This window comes from Aromatoleum toluvorans, assembly GCF_012910905.1.
GTDB classification, from domain to species: domain Bacteria; phylum Pseudomonadota; class Gammaproteobacteria; order Burkholderiales; family Rhodocyclaceae; genus Aromatoleum; species Aromatoleum toluvorans.
Window position 1 is genome coordinate 15,874 of sequence record NZ_WTVN01000040.1, and the last position, 19,212, is coordinate 35,085.

Sequence of the window (19,212 nt, forward strand, 5' to 3'; positions counted from 1 at the left end):
GCGAACGGCGGATCATCGATCCCGACATGCCGTTTGGAAACCGCGCAGGAGCCTCATGAAACCTTTCGTCCGACGCAGCCTGATCGTCCTCGTCGTCCTCGCCCTGGCCGGCGGAACGATCTGGTGGTTCACGCGGCCGAAGCCCATCCCGGTCCGGCTCGTCGAGGTCGCGCGCGGCACCGTCGAGGCGACGCTGTCGAACACGCGCGCGGGCGAGATCGAAGCCTGCCAGCGCACCAAGCTGTCGACGATCATCGGCGGGCGCATCGACTACCTCGGCGTCAAGGAAGGCGACCGCGTGCAGGCCGGGCAGGTGCTGCTGCGCCTGTGGAACGAGGACCAGGAGGCGCGCCTCGCGGTGAATCGCGCGCAGCTCGAGACCGCGCGCAAGCGCGTGCTGGAAGCCTGTTCGCAGGCCGAGAACGCCGAGCGCGAAGCGCTGCGGCAGGAGGAGTTGTTCGAGCGCAAGTTCGTGTCGACCTCGCGCGTCGAGCAGGCCCGCACGGAAGCGCGCGCGCGCCGCGCCGCCTGTGACACCGCGCGCGCCGACACGCGCACGGCCGAGGCGCAGATCAGCGCCACCTCGACGGACCGCCAGCGCACGGTCCTGGTCGCCCCCTTCGCCGGCACCGTCGCGAAGATCACCGGTGAACTGGGCGAATTCTCGACCCCCTCGCCCCCCGGCGTGCCGACACCGCCCGCGATCGACCTCATCGACGACAGCTGCCTGTACGTGAAGGCGCCGATGGACGAGATCGACGCGCCGAAGATCCACCCCGGCCAGCCCACGCGCGTCACGCTCGATGCGCTGCCCGGCAAGATCTTCGAGGCGCGGGTGAAACGCATTGCCCCCTACATCACGGCGGTCGAGAAGCAGGCGCGCACGGTGGAAGTCGACATCGATTTCGCCCGGCCCGAGGAGGCCAGGGGCCTCCTCGTCGGCTACAGCGCCGACGCCGAGATCGTGCTGGCCGTGCGCGAGAACACGCTGCGCGTGCCGACCTCGACGCTGCGCGAAGGCAATCACGTGCTCGTCTATCGCGCCGACACCGGGCGGCTGGAGGAGCGCGTGATCAAGACCGGCGTCGCGAACTGGGAGTTCACCGAGGTGGTCGACGGCCTCGCGGAAGGCGATCGCATCGTCGCCTCGCTCGAACGCGAGGGCGTGAAGGCCCGCGCGCGGGTGCGGCCGGAAGACGGGGCCGGGGCCTCGCGCTGAGGGCGGCGATGGCGCAGATCGAACTCACCGGCATCGAGCGCGTCTTCACGCTCGGCGACAGCGAAGTCCATGCGCTGCACGAATTGAGCGTGTCGATCGACAGCGGGGAATATGTCGCCGTGATGGGCCCGTCGGGCTCGGGCAAGTCGACGCTGCTGAATCTCCTCGGTCTGCTCGACCGCCCCAATGCCGGCACCTACCGCCTCGAAGGGCGCGACGTGACGACGCTCTCGCCCGACGAACAGGCCGAGGTGCGGCGCACCCGCATCGGCTTCGTGTTCCAGAGCTTCCACCTCGTGCCGCGCCTCACGGCCGCCGAGAACGTCGCGCTGCCGCTGATGCTCGCCGGCATCCCGCCCGCCGAACGCCATGCGCGCGTTGCGCAGGCGCTGAAGGACTTCGGCCTGGAAACGCGCGCGCACCACCGCCCCGACGAACTTTCCGGCGGTCAGCGCCAGCGCGTCGCGATCGCGCGCGCGACGATCATGCGCCCGGCGGTGATCCTCGCCGACGAGCCGACCGGCAACCTCGACCGCTCGACCGGGCAGGACGTCACCCACCTGCTCGAGGACCTCAACGCCGCCGGCGTGACCCTGATCGTCGTCACCCACGACCCCGTCATGGGCGGACGTGCGCGCCGGCGCCTGATGATGGAAGACGGCCGCCTGCTGCACGACGTGCGCGAGCCCGCCCCCGTGCCATGACACCGGCCGACACGCTCCGCTTCGCCACCCGCGCCGCCTCGGGCTACCCGCTGCGCACCGCGCTGATGGTGCTGGCGATGTCGATCGGCGTGGCGGCGGTGGTCGTGCTCACGGCCCTCGGCGACGGCGCGCGGCGCTACGTCGTCAACGAGTTCTCGGCACTCGGCAGCAACCTCGTGATCGTGCTCCCGGGGCGCACCGCGACAGGCGGTTTCGGGCTGGGCAACCTCGTCACCAGCACCCCGCGCGACCTCACCGTGCGCGACGCCCAGGCGCTGCTGCGCGCGCCGCTGGTCACGCGCATGGCGCCGCTGTCGGTGGGCAACTCCGAGATCGCCTGGGGCGGGCGCCTGCGCGAGGCGATGGTCGTCGGCACCAGCGGCGACTACGTCGACATCCGCGCCTTCCGCATGGCCGAAGGCAACTTCCTGCCGCGCGAGGATCTGGGCCGCGCCACGGCGGTGGCCGTGCTCGGCACGAAGATCCGCGACGAGATCTTCGGCAGCGAGCCGGCCATCGGGCGCATCGTGCGCGTCGGCGACCGGCGCCTGCGCGTGATCGGCGTGCTCGGCAAGACCGGCCAGGGGCTGGGCATGAACACCGACGAGCTGGTGTTCGTGCCCGTCGCCACGGCGCAGGCGATGTTCAACACCAACAACCTCTTCCGCATCATCGTCGAGGCGCGCAGCCGCGACGCGATCGCACCGGCGAAGCAGCAGCTCGAGGACATCATGCGCCTGCGCCGCGACGGCGAGCTCGACGTCACGCTCATCACGCAGGACGCCGTGCTCGGCACCTTCGACCGCATCCTCGGCGCGCTGACGCTGGCGGTCGCGGGCATCGCGGCGATCAGCCTCGCGGTCGCCGGCATCCTCGTGATGAACGTGATGCTGGTCGCGGTCACGCAGCGCACCGCCGAGATCGGCCTGCTCAAGGCGCTCGGCGCGACCGGCCGCAACATCCGCCTCGCCTTCCTCACCGAGGCCGCGCTGCTGTCGCTCGCGGGCGCGATCACCGGGTTCGCGCTCGGCCACCTCGGCGCCTGGGGGCTGCGCCTCGCCTTCCCCGTGCTGCCCGCGTGGCCGCCCGACTGGGCCGTGTTCGCCGGCATCGGCACGGCGCTCACGACCGGCATCCTGTTCGGCGTGATGCCCGCACGTCGCGCCGCCCGCCTCGACCCCGTGCAGGCCCTGTCCCGGCGATGAACCTGCGCGACTTCCTCCAGCTCGCGCTGCGCTCGCTCCTCGCCCACCGGCTGCGCAGCTTCCTCACGCTGCTGGGCATCGGCGTCGGCATCGCCGCGGTGATCCTGCTGACCTCCATCGGCGAGGGCCTGCACCGCTTCGTGCTCAACGAGTTCACGCAGTTCGGCACCAACATCATCGAAGTCACGCCCGGCCGGCAGGGGGCGCGCGGCGGACCGCCGGGGCTCCCGAGCACCGCGCGCCAGCTCACCCTCGACGACGCGCTCGCGCTCGAACGCGTGCCCCACGTCACCGGCGTGACGCCCATCGTGTGGGGCAACTCGGACGTCGAGGGCGCGGGCCGAGTGCGCCGCACCAGCGTGTATGGCGTCGGCCCCGAGATGCATCGCATCTTCTCGATGCACGTGCGCGTCGGGCGCTTCCTGCCGCCCGACGACCCGAACGGCGCGCGCGCCTTCGTCGTGCTCGGCGCCAAGCTCAAGCACGAACTCTTCGGCAACGCCAACGCGCTGGGCGAACGCCTGCGCATCGGCGGCGAGCGCTATCGCGTGATCGGCGTGATGGAGGAAAAGGGCCAGTTCCTCGGCGTCGACCTCGACGACACCGCCTACATCCCGACCTCGCGCGCGCTGTCGCTGTACAACCGCGAAGGGCTGATGGAGATCAACGTCACCTACGAGGAAGCCGTGCCCGCGTCGCGCGTCGCCCCCGGCCTCCGCAAGGTGCTGGTCGCGCGCCACGGCCAGGACGACGTCACGCTGACGACGCAGGAAGACATGCTCGCGCGCCTGTCGAACATCCTGGGCATCCTCACCGCGGCCGTCGGCGCGCTCGGCGGCATCTCGCTGCTGGTCGGCGCGGTCGGCATCGTCACGATCATGACCATCGCCGTCACCGAGCGCACCAACGAGATCGGCCTGCTGGTCGCGCTCGGCGCACGGCGGGCGACGATCCTGCGGCTCTTTCTTGCCGAAGCCGTCGCGCTCGCGGCGATCGGCGGTGTCTTCGGGCTGCTGGTCGGGAGCGGCATCGCGCAATTCGTCGGCCTGCTGGTCCCCGCCTTGCCCGTGCACACGCCCTGGCATTTCGTGGCCGCTGCCGAAGCGATCGCGGTGGCGATCGGCCTCGTCGCCGGCGTGCTGCCCGCAATCCGCGCGGCCCGCCTCGACGCGGTCGAAGCACTGCGCGCCGAATAACCATTGGTGCAGCGCGGGAATTCTTGCGCCAGATCAAGACTGCGCGATTCGCACGAGCGGCCCCGGAAAATGCTGACTAGATTAGGGATACGAGAATTGGATCCCTGTGCATAACCGCATCGAAGGAGTACGCCATGACCTTCCTCGATTCGCCGATCGGCCGCTGCGAAGCGGTTCGGGAAATGGTGCTGCTGGACGAAACCCAGACGGAGTGCGCGCGCGAGCACGGCTGCGTGGATCGCGACTGCCCGCTGAAGGGCTGGTTCACCGAGCAGTCGGGCGTCAGCGATCCGGCCAGGCTGCCGGCCAAACGGACACCGCAACGGCGTCGCAGCGCCGCGGCCAAGCCAACGCCGCTGAAGCCGCGTGCGCAGGTGTCAAAACCGCTCGTCTTCGCGGAGAAAGCGCCACTGCCCGAGCGGAAGGTCGCCTAGCCGCACGCGCCCGATCCGGATGCGCTTGAGGCCGACCACCTTCAGGCCGACCAGTTCGCACATGCGCCGGATCTGACGCTTGCGGCCTTCGCGCAGCACGAAGCGCAGCTGGTCCGCGTTGATCCACTCGACCTTGGCGCGCCGCAGCTTGCGGCCGTCGAGTTCGAGGCCGTGGTTGAGCAGCGCGAGGCCGCGCTCGTCGAGTTCGCCTTCGACGCGCACGAGGTACTCCTTGTCCACCTCCGAGTCGTCGCCGATCAACTGGCGCGCGATGCGGCCATCCTGCGTCAGCACCAGCAGGCCGGTCGAATCGATGTCGAGGCGTCCTGCCGGGGCGAGGCCCTTGAGGTGCGAGAAGTCGAAAGGCTGCGCGGTGTCGCGGTCGAACTGGTTCGCCGCGCCGATCAGCGACACGGCCGGCTCATAGCCCGGCTCCGGCTGGCCGGAGACGTAGCCGACCGGCTTGTGCAGCAGGATCGTCACGCGTTCGGACTGGCGTCGGCGCGCCTGCGACGCGAGCGTGATCTCGGCGTTCGGGTCGATGCGCGTGCCGAGTTCCGACACACACTGGCCCTCCACGAACACCCAGCCGCGTTCGATGAATTCATCTGCCTCGCGGCGCGAGCACAGACCGCGTTCGGCCATCACCTTCGACAGGCGCACGCCTTCCGAAGCGGCCGTCGCTGCTGCCTCGGCGCGGGCAACGGGCCGTGCGGCCGCGGGGCGCTCCTCCCGCCGGGCGACGGGGGCGCGGTCGGAAGGCGCGGACGGCTTGCGCACAGGGCGCTCACTTCCCGGGGTCGTGCGCGGCTGGGCGCCATCCTTGCGCGGACGGCGCTCGGCGCCGGCCACGCCCGCCGCCTTCGGACGCTCCGGCTTGCGGCCGTGCCCGGTCTCACCCGCACGCTCCGATTCCTGAGGCCCGGCCTTGCCCCCACGCGCCTTTCCCTGCCCCTCGCCCGCCTGCGCTCGCGTCGCCGCGATCGTCTTCGCATAGCCGGGCTGGAAGCGCGCACGCACGCCGGGCCGGCGCGGCTCCTCGGAGGCCGGAGCCTCGCCATCCCGCCTCACTCCCAGCGTGCGACGCGGCGCAGCGGCGTCTTCCTGCGGGGGGACATCTCCGGGCGTGCCGGCTTCCTTCGAGCGCTTCATGGTCGCAATCCGGGTCACGGGCGCGCCCGCGCACCGCACGGACGAACCCTTCAAAAAACAATGCCCGGCATCGCCGGGCGCAACGTATTTCAGTATATCGGCTGCCCGCGCCGGCTTCCAGCGGCGGGAGCGCGGGTATTGCGGCACGCGCGGCGGCATTTCACTAGGCGAAATCACCCCGCCCGGCTAGAATGCGCGCAATTGCAATTCCCATGGCGGCCGCGTGAGCACCAACACCCCCACCGAAACCAAGAATCCGATCCAGGTCGTCGAGCGCATGATGAAACTGCTCGACGTGCTGGCTCAGCACCCCGATCCGGCCGCGCTCAAGCAGATCGCGCTGGAGACCGGACTGCACCCCTCCACGGCGCACCGCATTCTCAGCGCGATGGCGCAAAGCGGCTTCGTCGAGCGTGGCGAGGGGGGCACCTACCGCCTGGGCATCCGCCTACTGGAACTCGGCAGCCTGGTGAAGTCGCGCATCTCGCTGCGCGAAACCGCGATGCCGGCGATGCTCAAGCTGCATGCCGCCACCGGCGAGAGCGTCAACCTCGGTATCCGCGCCGGTGACGAGATTGTCTATGTCGAACGCACCTCCAGCGGCCGCTCGGCCGTGCGCGTCGTGCACATCGTCGGCGCCCGCGCGCCCCTGCACACGACGGCCACCGGCAAGCTCTTCCTCGTCGAGGACGGAACGGAGCGCGTGCGCGAGTATGCCCGACGCACCGGACTGCCCGGCTCGACGCCGGCCTCGCTCACCGAAATCGGAACGCTGGAAAAGGAACTCGACAAGGTCCGCCGCCACGGCGTGGCCTTCGACCTGGAAGAAGTGGAAATCGGCGTGCGCTGCATCGCCGCGGGCGTGCGTGACGACAGCGGCGAACTCATCGCCGGCCTGTCGGTATCGACGCCTTCCGAACGCTTCAACCCCGACCGCGCGCCCCTCGTACGCGAGGCGGCCGACGAGATTTCCCGCGCCCTGGGCTACGTCAGGCGCACCGCCCGCTGAAGCTCGCCCCGGCACGGCCGGGGCGGGGGCTTCGACAAACCCTAGATGTTTTCCTTGCCGGCAGTCTTCGCCACACGCTGCGGGCCGGCAGCTTCGAGCCATTTCTTGATGCGCACGGCGTCCGCGGTGCGCGAATAACGCCCGTCCGAATCCATCAGCACGAAGATCACGGGCTGGTTCATCAGCCACGCCTGCATCACCAGGCAGCGCCCCGCTTCGCGGATGTAGCCGGTCTTCTGCACGCCGATCTCCCATTCCGGGCTGCGCACCAGCGAATTGGTGTTGCCGAAGCGGTGCACGCGCGAGCCGATCTGCACATAACGCTCGGACGTGGTGGAGAACTCGCGGATCAGCGGATAGGTCGACGCCGCCGACACCATGCGCGCGAGATCGTGCGGGCTCGCGACGTTTTCCGGCGTGAGGCCAGTCGGATCGCTGAAGTGCGTGTCGGTCAGGCCGATCAAGCGCGCCTTGACGTTCATCGCCGCGACGAAGGCGGCCTCGCCGCCCGGGTAGTGGCGCGCGAGCGCGGACGCGGCACGGTTCTCGGACGACATCAGCGCGAGATGCAGCATGTCTTCGCGCGACAGGCGGGTACCCAGCGACAGCCGGGAACCCGTGCCCTTCAGCGTATCGATGTCGCCCTCGGAGATCGTGATCTCCTCGGCGAGGCTCTGGCCCGCGTCGAGCACGACCATCGCCGTCATCAGCTTGGTGATCGAGGCGATGGGCAGCACCGAATCGCTCTTCCTCTCGAGGATCACGTGGCCGGTGTTCTGGTTCATGACGAGGAAGGCGGCCGAACGCAGGTGCGGCAGGCCGGCGGCGTCGAGCTGCAGCGGCGTGCTGTCGACCGCGGCGGCGGCATCGCGGCGCAGCGACACCTTCACCCGACGGGCTTCCTGTCGCGCAACGGCCTTGCGGCTCACGCGCTTCTTCACCGTCTGTTTCGCCGGCGCGCTGACCGTGCGCCTGGCGGATTTCTTGACCGTCTTCGTCGCGGCCCCTCCGGAACCGGACGCAGCCGCCCCCGTGGCGGCCGAAGCGGGGAGGCTCCAACCCGCCTGCATCATCGCGAGACTGATCATCGCGATCGCCAGATTACGGAATCTCATCTTGTGGCCTGAAACAAAAGAAACAAAAAAAGGGGGACGCCAGACTAAGTACCATTCTTATACAAATTAAGAAGATATCAAGTCTTTTTGATGTTCTTTGCGAGAAATTTCTTACATCGTGTCACACCGTGCCCACATTTAATATTTTAGATGACCCCGGCACGCGCATGGGGACCGTTACACTCGCAGGAAGGCCGCAACTTCGTCGCGCCGACCCATCGTGTCCTTGTAGCCGAGCTCCATCAGCGCCTGCGTGAAAGGCGGCTCGAACAGCACGTAGGACAGCAGCGTCGAGCCCTCGCGCCGCATCGCGCCGATGCCGCGCAGCACGGTACGCAGCGCGAGCGGCAGGGTGTCGCGGTGCCGTCCCGCGATCGCGTCGAGCCGCTGCGACGGCGAGATCACCAGCGTTTCGATCGGCCGCAGGTAGATCCCCGCCGCGGCGCGTTGTTCCGGGCTCATCGCGCCGGCCGTGATGTTGATGCGATGCAGCCGCTCGAGATCCACCGACAGGCTGTCGAGGAAAATGCTCGACAAGGTATGGCCGGCGATCTGCGCGAGCGAGGGATAGCCTTCGCTGCGCTGGCGCCCCTCCTCCGCCAGCCGCCCCGAACCGATCACGAGGATGCGATCGGCGCCGAGATGGATCGCGGGGCTGATCGGCGCGAGTTGGCGCATCGAGCCGTCGCCGAACCATTCGCGATTGATGCGCACCGCCGGAAAGACGAAGGGAATCGCGCTGGTCGCGAGCAGGTGATCGATGCAGATCGAGGTGCGCACGCCCAGCCGCTGCATGCGCCGCCACGGCTCGACTTCGGGCACGGCATCGAAGAAGGTGAGGCTCTCGCCCGAGGAATAGCCCGACGCGGCGACGCTCACGGCGTGCAGGTGACCCTGCTCGATGGCGCGGGGGATGCCCGAGAGGTCCAGCACGTCGCTGATCAGACTGCGCAGCGGGGCGTTGTCGAGCAGCGAGCGCGGCGTCTGGCGCACCGCCCAGCCCAGCGTCAGCGCCGAGGCCCAGCGCGCGCCGGTCGCGAGCAGTGCCGCCGCATCGGCCCGATAGACCTGATTGACGTGGAACTGCCGCCAGATGCGCGCGAGCATGCGCACGCCGACGTTGAAGTCGCTGGCATACACCGCGAGCGCGGCCGCATTGATGCCGCCCGCGGAGGTGCCGCACAGGATGGGAAAAGGATTGCCCGGACGACGTCCGCGGATCTCGCGGATCGCCGACAGCACGCCGACCTGGTAGGCCGCACGCGCGCCGCCTCCCGTCAGTACCAGCGCAGCCTTGCCATCGGACATCGCGCCTCCGGTCGCTTGCGGACAAGTCCCGGAAAGATGATGCCACGCAGGTGCCGGGCCGTGGAAGGCCGGCACCTGCGTTTACCCGGGGCGCGGCGTCAGCGCTGGCGCTGGGCCGCCTCGACCGCGGTGAGCGCCGTCATGTTGACGATGCGGCGCACCGTCGCCGACGGCGTGAGGATATGCACCGGGCGCGCCGCGCCGAGCAGGATCGGGCCGACCGTCATGCCTTCGCCCGCCGCCGTCTTGAGCAGGTTGAAGGCGATGTTGGCGGCGTCGAGCGTCGGGAAGATCAGCAGGTTGGCGGCGTCGCGCATGCGCGCGTTCGGGAAGATGCGCAGGCGCAGGTCCGCGTCGAGCGCGGCATCGCCGTGCATTTCGCCTTCGACCTCGAGTTCCGGATGGCGCTCGTGCAGCAGGCGCAGAGCGGCACGCATCTTCTCGGCGGTCGGCGAATCGGCGCTGCCGAAGGACGAATGCGACAGTAGCGCGACCTTGGGCGTCATGCCGAAGCGCGACATCTCCTCGGACGCCAGCAGCGTCATCTCGACGATCTGTTCCGGCGACGGGTCGTAGTTGATGTAGGTGTCGGCGAGGAACAGCGTGCGCTCGGGCAGGTTCACGACGTTGAGCGCGTAGCAGTGCCTGACGCCCTCGCGCCGCCCGACGACCTTCTCGATGAAGTCGAGGTGCAGGCGGTGCATGCCGTAGGTGCCGCAGATGAGGCCGTCGCCGTAGCCGAACTTCAGCAGCAGCGCACCGATCAGCGTCGTGCGGCGGCGGACTTCCTTCTTCGCGTACTCGACCGACACGCCCTCGCGCTCCATGAGGCCGTGGTAGTAGGTCCACAACTCCTTGAAGCGGGGATCGGAGTCCGGGTTCACCAGTTCGAAATCCTGGTCGGCGCGCATGCGCAGGCCGAAGCGTTCGATGTTGGCGTGCACGACGTCCGGGCGGCCGATCAGGATCGGACGCGCAAGACCTTCATCGGCCACCGTCTGCACCGCGCGCAGCACGCGCTCGGATTCGCCCTCGGCGAAGATGATGCGCTGGTTCGTGCCGCGCGCCGCGGCGAACACGGGCTTCATGATCAGGCCCGAATGCCACACGAAGTTGTTGAGTTGCGTGCGGTACGCATCCCAGTCGGTGATCGGGCGCGTCGCGACGCCCGAGGCCATGCCCGCTTCGGCGACCGCCGGGGCGATCTTGACGATGAGGCGCGGGTCGAAGGGGCGCGGAATGATGTACTCGGGACCGAAGCCCGACACCTTCTCGCCGTACGCGGCGGCGACGATGTCGCTCTGCTCGGCGCGCGCGAGCTCGGCGATCGCCTTCACCGCGGCGAGCTGCATCTCGTCGGTGATCGTGGTCGCGCCGACGTCCAGCGCACCACGGAAGATGAAGGGGAAGCACAGCACGTTGTTGACCTGGTTCGGGTAGTCCGAACGGCCGGTGGCGATGATCGCGTCGTCGCGCACGCCCTTCACGAGCTCCGGCAGGATCTCCGGCGTCGGGTTCGCGAGCGCGAGGATCAGCGGCTTCGCCGCCATCTTCGCCACCATCTCGGGCTTGAGCACGCCACCCGCGGAGAGGCCGAGGAAGACGTCCGCCCCCTCGATCACCTCGGCGAGCTTGCGTGCGCTGGTCGCCTTCGCGTAGCGCGCCTTGATCGGATCCATCAGCACGGTGCGGCCTTCATAGACCACGCCTTCGAGATCGGTGACCCAGATGTTCTCGACCGGGATACCGAGCTTTTCGAGCAGCCCCAGGCAGGCGAGCGCCGCGGCCCCTGCGCCGGAGGTCACGAGCTTGACCTTCTTGAGGTCCTTGCCGAGCAGATGCAGGCCGTTGAGGATCGCCGCGCCGACGACGATCGCGGTGCCGTGCTGGTCGTCGTGGAAGACCGGGATCTTCATCCGCTCGCGCAGGCGCGCCTCGATGTAGAAGCACTCGGGCGCCTTGATGTCCTCGAGGTTGATGCCGCCGAAGGTCGGCTCCAGCGCCGCGATCATGTCGACGAGCTTGTCCGGGTCGTTCTCGGCGATCTCGAGGTCGAAGACGTCGATGCCGGCGAACTTCTTGAACAGCACGCCCTTGCCTTCCATGACCGGCTTGGCGGCGAGCGGGCCGATGTTGCCCAGGCCGAGCACCGCGGTGCCGTTGGTGACGACGCCGATCAGGTTGCTGCGCGCGGTGAAGTTCGCGGCTTCGGCCGGCTCCTCGACGATCGCGTCGCAGGCCGCGGCAACCCCCGGGGAATAGGCCAGCGACAGGTCGCGCTGGTTGGAAAGCACTTTCGTGGGGGTGACCGAGATCTTGCCCGGTCGCGGATAGCGGTGGTAATCGAGCGCCGCGGCGCGGATCGTTTCGTCCATTTGATGTCCCGTACTTGTTGTAATCAGATGCTCTCGGCGGTCGCCGACGTTCTCCCGAATCCGTAATGATGCCGCGGATCGTGGCGGCGAGACAGCCTGCCAGGGCACGACGGCGACGCGACGCCTGCGCTCTAAGAAGCCGGTTTTCCGTCGAGCGCGCTGTCGTGGCATAATATTAAGCTTTCGCCGACTGCGGTTTACCCTAGTAATTTCCGCAGGGCCGGCGCAACAAGAAGGTCCAAAGGCCCGTCAAAGATCCCGCCCGGGACGCATGGCAGCGAGCTCCAGGCGGGTTACCGCTTTTGCAATCTGGAGAGTTTTCCACCATGACTCAACGCTTGTCCGCCGAGGCCATCCTGGCCGGCGCACCCGCTTACGTCCGCCACGAAGGCCTGAAGAAGTGGGTTGCGGAAATCGCCGCCCTGACCGAACCCGACCGGGTTTACTGGTGCGACGGATCGGTCGAGGAATACGACCGCCTGTGCGCCGAAATGGTCCAGGCGGGCATGCTGATCAAGCTCAACCCGGAAAAGCGCAAGAATTCCTACCTCGCGTGGTCCGACCCCTCCGACGTCGCCCGTGTCGAAGACCGCACCTTCATCTGCTCCAGGGACAAGGCCGACGCCGGCCCGACCAACAACTGGGAAGAGCCGGCCAAGATGCGCGAGACGCTCAACGGCCTGTTCAAGGGCTGCATGCGCGGCCGCACGCTGTACGTGGTGCCGTTCTCGATGGGCCCGCTCGGCTCGCCGATCGCCCATATCGGCATCGAGATCTCCGACAGCCCCTACGTCGTCACCAACATGCGCACGATGACGCGCATGGGCAAGGCCGTCTTCGACATCCTCGGCACCGACGGCGAGTACGTGCCCTGCGTGCATTCGGTCGGCGCCCCGCTCGGCCCGGGCGAAAAGGACTCGCGCTGGCCGTGCAACCCCGACACCAAGTACATCGTGCATTTCCCCGAGACGCGCGAGATCTGGTCCTACGGTTCGGGCTACGGCGGCAATGCGCTGCTCGGCAAGAAGTGCTTCGCGCTGCGCATCGCCTCGACGATGGCGCGTGACGAGGGCTGGCTCGCCGAACACATGCTGATCCTCGGCGTCGAATCGCCCGAAGGCGAGAAGACCTACGTCGCGGCGGCCTTCCCGTCGGCCTGCGGCAAGACCAACTTCGCCATGCTGATCCCGCCGAAGTCCTTCAACGGCTGGAAGATCTACACGGTCGGCGACGACATCGCGTGGATCAAGCCGGGCAAGGACGGCAAGTTCTACGCGATCAACCCCGAAGCCGGCTTCTTCGGCGTCGCGCCGGGCACGTCGGAAAAGACCAACTACAACGCGATGGCGACGCTGAAGGAGAACATCATCTTCACCAACGTCGCGCTGACCGACGACGGCGACGTGTGGTGGGAAGGCATGAGCAAGGAGGCCCCCGCGCACCTGATCGACTGGCAGGGCAAGGACTGGACGCCCGAGCTCGCGAAGGAAACCGGCCGCAAGGCAGCCCACCCGAACTCGCGCTTCACCGCCCCGGCGAACCAGTGCCCGTCGATCGATCCGAACTGGGAAGACCCCGCCGGCGTGCCGATCTCGGCCTTCATCTTCGGCGGCCGCCGCGCCACCACCGTGCCGCTCGCCTACCAGGCCTTCAACTGGAACTTCGGCGTGTACATGGCCGCGACGCTCGGCTCGGAAACCACCGCCGCCGCCTTCGGCGCGCAGGGCGTGGTGCGCCGCGATCCGTTCGCGATGCTGCCCTTCTGCGGCTACCACATGGGCGACTACTTCAACCACTGGTTGAAGATGGGCCACGTGGTCGAGCAGACCCCGAAGATCTTCTGCGTGAACTGGTTCCGCATGAACGAGAAGGGCGAGTTCATGTGGCCTGGCTTCGGCGAGAACATGCGCGTGCTGAAGTGGATCGTCGACCGCGTGCGCGGCCGCATCGGCGCGAAGGAAACGGCGCTCGGCTGGATGCCCAAGTTCGAGGACATCGACTGGACCGGCTCCGACGTGACCAAGCCCGAGTTCGAGGCCCTGACCCAGGTCGACGCCGACGCGTGGCAGAAGGAGCTGGAACTGCACAAGGAATGGTTCGACAAGCTGCAGGATCGCCTGCCGCGCGCGCTGACGCTCAAGCGCGAGATGTTCGAGCTGGCCCTGTCGGTCTGAACCTTCCCGCCGGCCACGGCCGGCTGAACGAGCAAAAGCGCCGCGCGTCGGCGCTTTTGTTTTTTCGGTCCCCTACAATTTCACATTGACCGCCCCGAGGAGTAGCACGCATGACACCGCATCTCGCCCGCCGCACCGCCGACATCCAGCCCTTCCACGTGATGGAGCTGCTGCGCCGCGCGCGCGAGCTCGAGGCGGCGGGGCGCGACATCATCCACATGGAAGTCGGCGAACCCGACTTCGCGACGCCGCAGCCGATGATCGACGCGGCGACGCGCTTCCTCGCCGGCGGCGACGTGCATTACACGGCCGCCCTCGGCCTGCCGCAGCTGCGCGAGGCGATTGCGCGCTTCTACCACGAGCGCTTCGGCGCGGATGTCGCGCCCGAGCGCATCATCGTCACGCCGGGTGCGTCCGGTGCGCTGATGCTGGCGCTGGCCGCGACGACCGACCCGGGCGACGAATGGCTGCTGCCCGACCCCGGCTATCCGTCGAACCGCCACCTCGTGCGCAGTTTCGAAGGCGCGCCGCGGGCGCTGCCGGTGGGGGCGGAGACGCGCTACCAGCCGACGCCCGATCAGGTCGCGAGCGCCTGGACGGCGCGCACTCGCGGGCTGGTCGTCGCGAGCCCGTCGAACCCGACCGGCACCCTGCTCGACCCGGCCGAACTCGCGGCGCTGCGTGCGACGGTGCTCGCGCGCCAGGGCACGCTGATCGTCGACGAGATCTACCAGGGACTGACCTACGGCGTCGAGGCGAGCACCGTGCTGAAGTCGATGGACGACGTCTTCGTCGTGAACAGCTTTTCCAAGTACTTCGGGATGACCGGCTGGCGCCTGGGCTGGCTCGTCGCGCCGCCGGCCTACGTGCGCGAGATCGAGAAGCTCGCGCAGCATTTCTTCATCTCGCCGTCCACGCCGGCGCAGCACGCCGCGCTGGCCGCCTTCGCGCCGGCTACGATAGCGATCCTGGAAGCCCGTCGGCACGAGTTCGCACAGCGTCGCGACACGCTGCTGCCGGCGCTGCGCGAGCTGGGCTTCATCGTCGGTGCGGAGCCGCAGGGCGCGTTCTACATCTACGCGGACGTCTCGCACCTGGCCGACGACAGCGAGGCGCTCGCGCACCGCCTGATCGAGGAAGCGGGGGTCGCGGCGACGCCGGGGCTGGATTTCGGCGACAACCAGCCGCGCCGCCACCTGCGCATCGCCTACACGAACCGCCGCGAACGCCTGCTGGAAGCGGCCGAGCGCATCGCACGCATGCGCGCCTGAGAACACCGGGAACGAACTGCGCGGGGCGGGGAAGCGCCCCGCCCGTCGTCAGACGCCGGCCTCGGCCGTCTTCGCGCGCGCCGCGGCGGCGAGCAGGCGCTTCTGCAACGCCAGCACCTTGTTCGCGTAGCTCGCGCTCGGATCGCTCAGGGCACCGCCGTAATACTGCAGCGCCGACTGTATGCTGCCGAAGCGCTGCACGCCCTCGACCAGCACCTGCGTGCCGACCCGGATGTTGAGCATCGGGTCGAACAGCGCATCCTCGCCGGCGTTGCGGCCGATCTTGTCGAGGTGGAAACGCGGGATCACCTGCATCAGGCCCTGCGCGCCCATGTGGCTCTCGGCGAACGGATTGAAGCTCGACTCGATCGCCATCACGGCAACAATCAGCAGCGGATCGACGCCGAGCTTGCGGCCGCTGCGTTCGGCCGCGGCAAGCAGCGGCTCGAGCGAGCGTGGCGAGATCTTGTAGCGCTCCAGGACATAATCCCGCACGCCCCGCATCTCCGCCGACAGGACGCCCGGGTCGACGAGCCTCGGGCGCACGGGCTCGACGGGCCGTTGCTCGACCACCGGCTGCTCGACGGCGGTCACCTGCACCCGCTCGGCGGGCTCCGCGACACTCGCACCGACATCGGCGTAAGTGACCGGCTCCGTCATCAGATAGCCCGCGCCGACGAACGCGACGAGCGCGAACGCGGTGAGCATCAGACTGGCGTGGACGAAATGCACGAAGAATGCGGCCGCGCTATGACGCCTGCGGCCAGGACAAGTTGCGTAAGTCATCGGTACCTCCCTGCTGCGACCATGCCCTCGACCGCGGCGCCAACAGCGCGCCCAGGCACACTTCGCCTGTCGGTCCGAAAATCACGTCTTCAGTGGCTGATCGAGCGCGCAACAGCAACCAGGTCCGCGCCCGGCGGGAGAAGGGACGCACCGCTTCGTGCTGCCCCGAGGCACCCGGAGTCCGCTCCGGATCTGACGCCTCCCCGCATCCAATTTTTCGAAAATTTCCGCTGCTGCAGTGCAGCAACGGGCGCTACTTTATTGTTTTTACTGACTTTGGTCAACGACACGGGGGCCTGACGAGGCACCGCAGCCGTCTTCCCGAGGGCGAAGTCTTGCACGACCTTCCCTGCAATGGGTGCCAAAAAATTGTCACAAAAGTTGAAATAACGGCTTTTCGGGACCGATCAGGCCCTGTCCGATGCCGGGTCGGTGGCGTTCTCGGGGGCCGGTCCGCAGGCGATCCCGGGCCGATCCAGGGCCAGCCGCACGCACATCCAGTCGAAGAACGGGCCGGGGTCGGTCTTGCGTCCGGGGGCGATGTCCGAATGCCCCGTCACCGCCTCGATCGGATGGCGCGTGCTCAGCTCGCGCAGCAGCGCCGCCAGCCGTTCGTACTGCACCGCTTCGAAGGGCTGCGTGTCGCAGCCTTCCAGCTCGATGCCGATGGAAAAGTCGTTGCAGCGCTCGCGCCCGCGCCAGGTCGACACGCCCGCGTGCCAGGCGCGGGCATCGGTCGGCACGAACTGCAGCAGCGTGCCGTCGCGGCGGATGAAGAAGTGTGCCGAGACGCGCAGATGGCCGATGGTCGCGTAATACGGGTGGGCCGCGGGGTCGAGGGCGTTGGTGAAGAGCTGCTCGACGCCGGGGCCGCCGAACTCGTCGGGCGGCAGGCTGATCGCATGGACGACGATCAGCGTGACGTCCGTGCCCGGCGGGCGGGCGTCGCAATTCGGCGACGGGCAGCGCAGTGCAGCGCCGATCCAGCCTCCCCCGCCCCAGCCCTGCCCGGTGCCGCCTGCCGCGTCCGGCACGCCGCTCTGCCCCGCGACGGCGGAGGTCCGCTCATGCATGGCGCTTCGCCGGCCGCACAGGCTTGCGCGCCGTAGCCGGCTTCGTGCCGGCGGAAGGGCGCGCCGCCTGGGTACGCTCCGTGCCCCGTTCGGCGGCCGGAGTCCGCTTGCCACCACAGCTCGGACGCTTGCCTGCTGGGGGCTTCGCCGGAGCGCGCCCCGCGGGCGTGCTGCCGGCCGCGGCGACGGGCACGCCGGGCTGGTGGCGCGGCACGAGGCAGTTCGGGCCGTTGCCGATGAGATCCGCGCGTTCCATCTGCTGCAGGGCCTCGCGGATCAGCGGCCAGTTCTCGGGGTCGTGCCAGCGCAACAGCGCCTTGTGCAGCTTCCTGAGCTTGCCTGCGCGCGCGGTCTCGACGATCTCGGAGTCGGCCGACACCTTGCGCAGCGGGTTGCGCCGGCTGTGGTACATCGTCGTCGCCATCGCCATCGGCGTGGGCATGAAGGTCTGCACCTGATCGGGCTTGAAGCCCTGCTTCTTGAGCCACAGTGCGAGGTTCACCATGTCCGCGTCGGTCGTGCCGGGGTGGGCGGCGATGAAGTAGGGCACGAGGTGCTGCTTCTTGCCCGCCTCCTGCGAGTACTTCTCGAACATCGCGGCGAATTTCTCGTAGGTGCCGATGCCCGGTTTCATCATCTTCGACAGCGGCCCTTCCTCGGTATGCTCGGGCGCAATCTTCAGCAGGCCGCTGACGTGGTGCGTGACGAGCTCCCGGACGTATTCGGGCGAGCGCACCGCGAGGTCGTAGCGCAGGCCCGAGCCGATCGTGACGCGCTTGACGCCGGGAATCGCGCGGGCCTTGCGGTACAGCGAGATCAGCGGCGCGTGGTCGGTGCGGAGGTTCTCGCAGATGCCGGGATACACGCACGACAGGCGCCGGCACGAGGACTCGATCTTCTTGTCCTTGCACGCCATGCGGTACATGTTCGCGGTGGGGCCGCCGAGGTCGGTGATGTGGCCCTTGAATTCGGGCGTCTTGTCGCGGATCTCCTCGATCTCGTGCAGGATCGATGCCTCGGAGCGGCTCTGGATGATGCGCCCCTCGTGCTCGGTGATCGAGCAGAAAGTGCAGCCGCCGAAGCAGCCGCGCATGATGTTGATCGAGAACTTGATCATGTCCCACGCGGGGATGCGTGCGTCGCCGTAGGACGGGTGCGGGCGGCGCGCGTAGTGCAGGCCGTAGACGAAATCCATCTCGGGCGTCGTCAGCGGCAGCGGCGGCGGGTTGAGCCATACGTCGCGCCGCCCCGGCCCTTCGCCGTGCGCCTGCACGAGCGCGCGCGCGTTGCCGGGATTCGATTCGAGGTGGAAGACGCGCGAAGCGTGCGCGTACATCACCGGGTCGGCGACGACCGCCTCGTAGGACGGCATGCGCACGACGGTCTTGCCGCGCGCCGCGCGCCGGACGGCGACGCGCTCGGCGGCGGGGACGATGCGCACCGGCTGGGCGCCATCCGCTGCCGCCGTCACCGTCTCCGCTTCCATCGCGTAGGGATCGGGATGCGGCGCGACCGGACCGGGGCGATCGAGCGTGAGCGAGTCGATCTCGCTCCATTCCCCGCTCGGCAGCCAGCCGGGCTTCACCATGAAGGCCGTGCCGCGCAGGTCGCGGATCGATTCGATCGGCTCGCCGGCGGCGAGCCGGTGGGCGAGATCCACGAGCGCCCGCTCGGCGTTGCCGAAGATCAGCAGGTCGGCCTTGGAATCCGGCAGCACCGAGCGCCGCACCTTGTCGGACCAGTAGTCGTAGTGCGCGATGCGGCGCAACGAGGCTTCGATGCTGCCGATCACGACGTTGGCGTCGGGGAAGGCTTCGCGCGCGCGTTGCGCATAGACGGTCACTGCGCGGTCGGGCCGCCTGCCCGCTGCGGCGCCGGGCGTGTAGGCGTCGTCGGAGCGGATCTTGCGGTCCGAGGTGTAGCGGTTGACCATCGAATCCATGTTGCCGGCGGTGATGCCGAAGAAGAGCCGCGGACGGCCTAGCGCACGGAAGGGTTCGGCGCTCTTCCAGTCGGGCTGGCTGAGGATGCCGACGCGCAGGCCCTGCGCTTCGAGGAGCCGCCCGACGAGCGCCATGCCGAAGCTCGGATGGTCGAGGTAGGCGTCGCCGGTGACGAGCACGACGTCGCACTCGTCCCACCCCAGTGCCTGCATTTCGGCACGCGACATGGGCAGGAAGGGGGCGGGCCG

The 19,212-nt window shown here is 68.7% G+C and carries 15 protein-coding genes; 8 read left to right on the forward strand and 7 right to left on the reverse strand.

The genetic code is table 11. The features are described 5' to 3' along the window. The first annotated feature begins 55 nt into the window (after positions 1-55). The 5 genes from GPA22_RS19350 (at position 56) to GPA22_RS19370 (ending at position 4,758) form a co-directional block, all read left to right on the forward strand. On the forward strand, positions 56-1,219 hold the full coding sequence (locus GPA22_RS19350; RefSeq protein WP_169257697.1) for an efflux RND transporter periplasmic adaptor subunit: 1,164 nt from the start codon (positions 56-58) through the stop codon (positions 1,217-1,219). An 8-nt stretch (positions 1,220-1,227) separates the two neighbouring features. Beyond that, positions 1,228-1,923, forward strand: coding sequence for an ABC transporter ATP-binding protein (locus tag GPA22_RS19355; protein WP_169257698.1), 696 nt, complete (start codon positions 1,228-1,230; stop codon positions 1,921-1,923). After that, entirely contained in the window at positions 1,920-3,128 is a 1,209-nt protein-coding gene (locus GPA22_RS19360; protein ID WP_169257699.1) for an ABC transporter permease, read from the forward strand. Before GPA22_RS19355 ends, GPA22_RS19360 begins: the two co-directional genes overlap by 4 nt. Further along, complete coding sequence (locus GPA22_RS19365; protein WP_169257700.1) at positions 3,125-4,324, forward strand: ABC transporter permease; 1,200 nt, start codon at positions 3,125-3,127, stop codon at positions 4,322-4,324. The genes GPA22_RS19360 and GPA22_RS19365 overlap by 4 nt, the downstream gene beginning before the upstream one ends. A 134-nt stretch (positions 4,325-4,458) precedes the next feature. After that, positions 4,459-4,758 (forward strand): hypothetical protein, encoded by a 300-nt coding sequence (locus tag GPA22_RS19370; protein ID WP_169257701.1) that lies wholly within the window; start codon positions 4,459-4,461, stop codon positions 4,756-4,758. Here the strand turns inward: GPA22_RS19370 and GPA22_RS19375 are convergent. Further along, complete coding sequence (locus tag GPA22_RS19375; RefSeq protein ID WP_211169233.1) at positions 4,702-5,910, reverse strand: pseudouridine synthase; 1,209 nt, start codon at positions 5,908-5,910, stop codon at positions 4,702-4,704. The two genes, GPA22_RS19370 and GPA22_RS19375, sit on opposite strands and share 57 nt — an antisense overlap. A 277-nt stretch (positions 5,911-6,187) precedes the next feature. Between GPA22_RS19375 and GPA22_RS19380 the strand changes: the two genes are divergently transcribed. After that, positions 6,188-6,919 carry an IclR family transcriptional regulator gene (locus tag GPA22_RS19380; protein WP_211169235.1) on the forward strand — a complete coding sequence of 244 codons (732 nt, stop codon included), beginning with the start codon at positions 6,188-6,190 and terminating at the stop codon, positions 6,917-6,919. Positions 6,920-6,960: 41 nt separating this feature from the next. Here GPA22_RS19380 and pbpG read toward each other — a convergent pair whose 3' ends face one another. From pbpG to GPA22_RS19395, 3 genes are all read right to left on the reverse strand, one after another. Beyond that, positions 6,961-8,034 (reverse strand): D-alanyl-D-alanine endopeptidase, encoded by a 1,074-nt coding sequence (gene pbpG, locus GPA22_RS19385; protein ID WP_169257703.1) that lies wholly within the window; start codon positions 8,032-8,034, stop codon positions 6,961-6,963. 177 nt (positions 8,035-8,211) lie between these two features. Then, a complete protein-coding gene (locus GPA22_RS19390) occupies positions 8,212-9,342 on the reverse strand; it encodes a patatin-like phospholipase family protein (RefSeq protein ID WP_169257704.1) in 1,131 nt (376 codons plus the stop codon). 98 nt (positions 9,343-9,440) lie between these two features. Beyond that, positions 9,441-11,717, reverse strand: a complete 2,277-nt coding sequence (locus GPA22_RS19395) for an NADP-dependent malic enzyme (protein ID WP_169257705.1) — start codon at positions 11,715-11,717, stop codon at positions 9,441-9,443. Positions 11,718-12,043: 326 nt separating this feature from the next. On the opposite strand from GPA22_RS19395, the gene GPA22_RS19400 reads away from it, so the two are divergent. Both GPA22_RS19400 and GPA22_RS19405 read left to right on the forward strand, forming a co-directional pair. Further along, a complete protein-coding gene (locus GPA22_RS19400) occupies positions 12,044-13,891 on the forward strand; it encodes a phosphoenolpyruvate carboxykinase (GTP) (RefSeq protein WP_169257706.1) in 1,848 nt (615 codons plus the stop codon). 110 nt (positions 13,892-14,001) lie between these two features. Continuing rightward, on the forward strand, positions 14,002-15,162 hold the full coding sequence (locus GPA22_RS19405) for a pyridoxal phosphate-dependent aminotransferase (protein ID WP_169257707.1): 1,161 nt from the start codon (positions 14,002-14,004) through the stop codon (positions 15,160-15,162). 48 nt (positions 15,163-15,210) lie between these two features. Here the strand turns inward: GPA22_RS19405 and GPA22_RS19410 are convergent, their stop codons facing one another. From GPA22_RS19410 to GPA22_RS19420, 3 genes are all read right to left on the reverse strand, one after another. Then, entirely contained in the window at positions 15,211-15,948 is a 738-nt protein-coding gene (locus GPA22_RS19410; protein ID WP_246264538.1) for a lytic transglycosylase domain-containing protein, read from the reverse strand. A 407-nt stretch (positions 15,949-16,355) separates the two neighbouring features. After that, positions 16,356-17,021, reverse strand: coding sequence for a 1,6-anhydro-N-acetylmuramyl-L-alanine amidase AmpD (gene ampD, locus GPA22_RS19415; protein WP_169257708.1), 666 nt, complete (start codon positions 17,019-17,021; stop codon positions 16,356-16,358). After that, positions 17,014-19,212, reverse strand: a 2,199-nt coding sequence (locus GPA22_RS19420; RefSeq protein WP_246264539.1) for a YgiQ family radical SAM protein, incomplete at its 5' end; no start/stop codon positions are given. The genes ampD and GPA22_RS19420, both read right to left, overlap by 8 nt.

Coding starts and splice junctions, on each gene's coding strand:
- GPA22_RS19360 (WP_169257699.1), top strand. CDS start 1,920: ATGACACCGGCCGACACGCTCCGCTTCGCCACCCGCGCCGCCTCGGGC.
- GPA22_RS19380 (WP_211169235.1), top strand. CDS start 6,188: ATGATGAAACTGCTCGACGTGCTGGCTCAGCACCCCGATCCGGCCGCG.
- ampD (WP_169257708.1), bottom strand. CDS start 17,021: ATGCATGAGCGGACCTCCGCCGTCGCGGGGCAGAGCGGCGTGCCGGAC.
- GPA22_RS19405 (WP_169257707.1), top strand. CDS start 14,002: ATGACACCGCATCTCGCCCGCCGCACCGCCGACATCCAGCCCTTCCAC.
- GPA22_RS19400 (WP_169257706.1), top strand. CDS start 12,044: ATGACTCAACGCTTGTCCGCCGAGGCCATCCTGGCCGGCGCACCCGCT.
- GPA22_RS19410 (WP_246264538.1), bottom strand. CDS start 15,948: ATGACTTACGCAACTTGTCCTGGCCGCAGGCGTCATAGCGCGGCCGCA.
- GPA22_RS19370 (WP_169257701.1), top strand. CDS start 4,459: ATGACCTTCCTCGATTCGCCGATCGGCCGCTGCGAAGCGGTTCGGGAA.
- GPA22_RS19355 (WP_169257698.1), top strand. CDS start 1,228: ATGGCGCAGATCGAACTCACCGGCATCGAGCGCGTCTTCACGCTCGGC.
- GPA22_RS19390 (WP_169257704.1), bottom strand. CDS start 9,342: ATGTCCGATGGCAAGGCTGCGCTGGTACTGACGGGAGGCGGCGCGCGT.
- GPA22_RS19375 (WP_211169233.1), bottom strand. CDS start 5,910: ATGAAGCGCTCGAAGGAAGCCGGCACGCCCGGAGATGTCCCCCCGCAG.
- GPA22_RS19350 (WP_169257697.1), top strand. CDS start 56: ATGAAACCTTTCGTCCGACGCAGCCTGATCGTCCTCGTCGTCCTCGCC.
- GPA22_RS19395 (WP_169257705.1), bottom strand. CDS start 11,717: ATGGACGAAACGATCCGCGCCGCGGCGCTCGATTACCACCGCTATCCG.
- GPA22_RS19365 (WP_169257700.1), top strand. CDS start 3,125: ATGAACCTGCGCGACTTCCTCCAGCTCGCGCTGCGCTCGCTCCTCGCC.
- pbpG (WP_169257703.1), bottom strand. CDS start 8,034: ATGAGATTCCGTAATCTGGCGATCGCGATGATCAGTCTCGCGATGATG.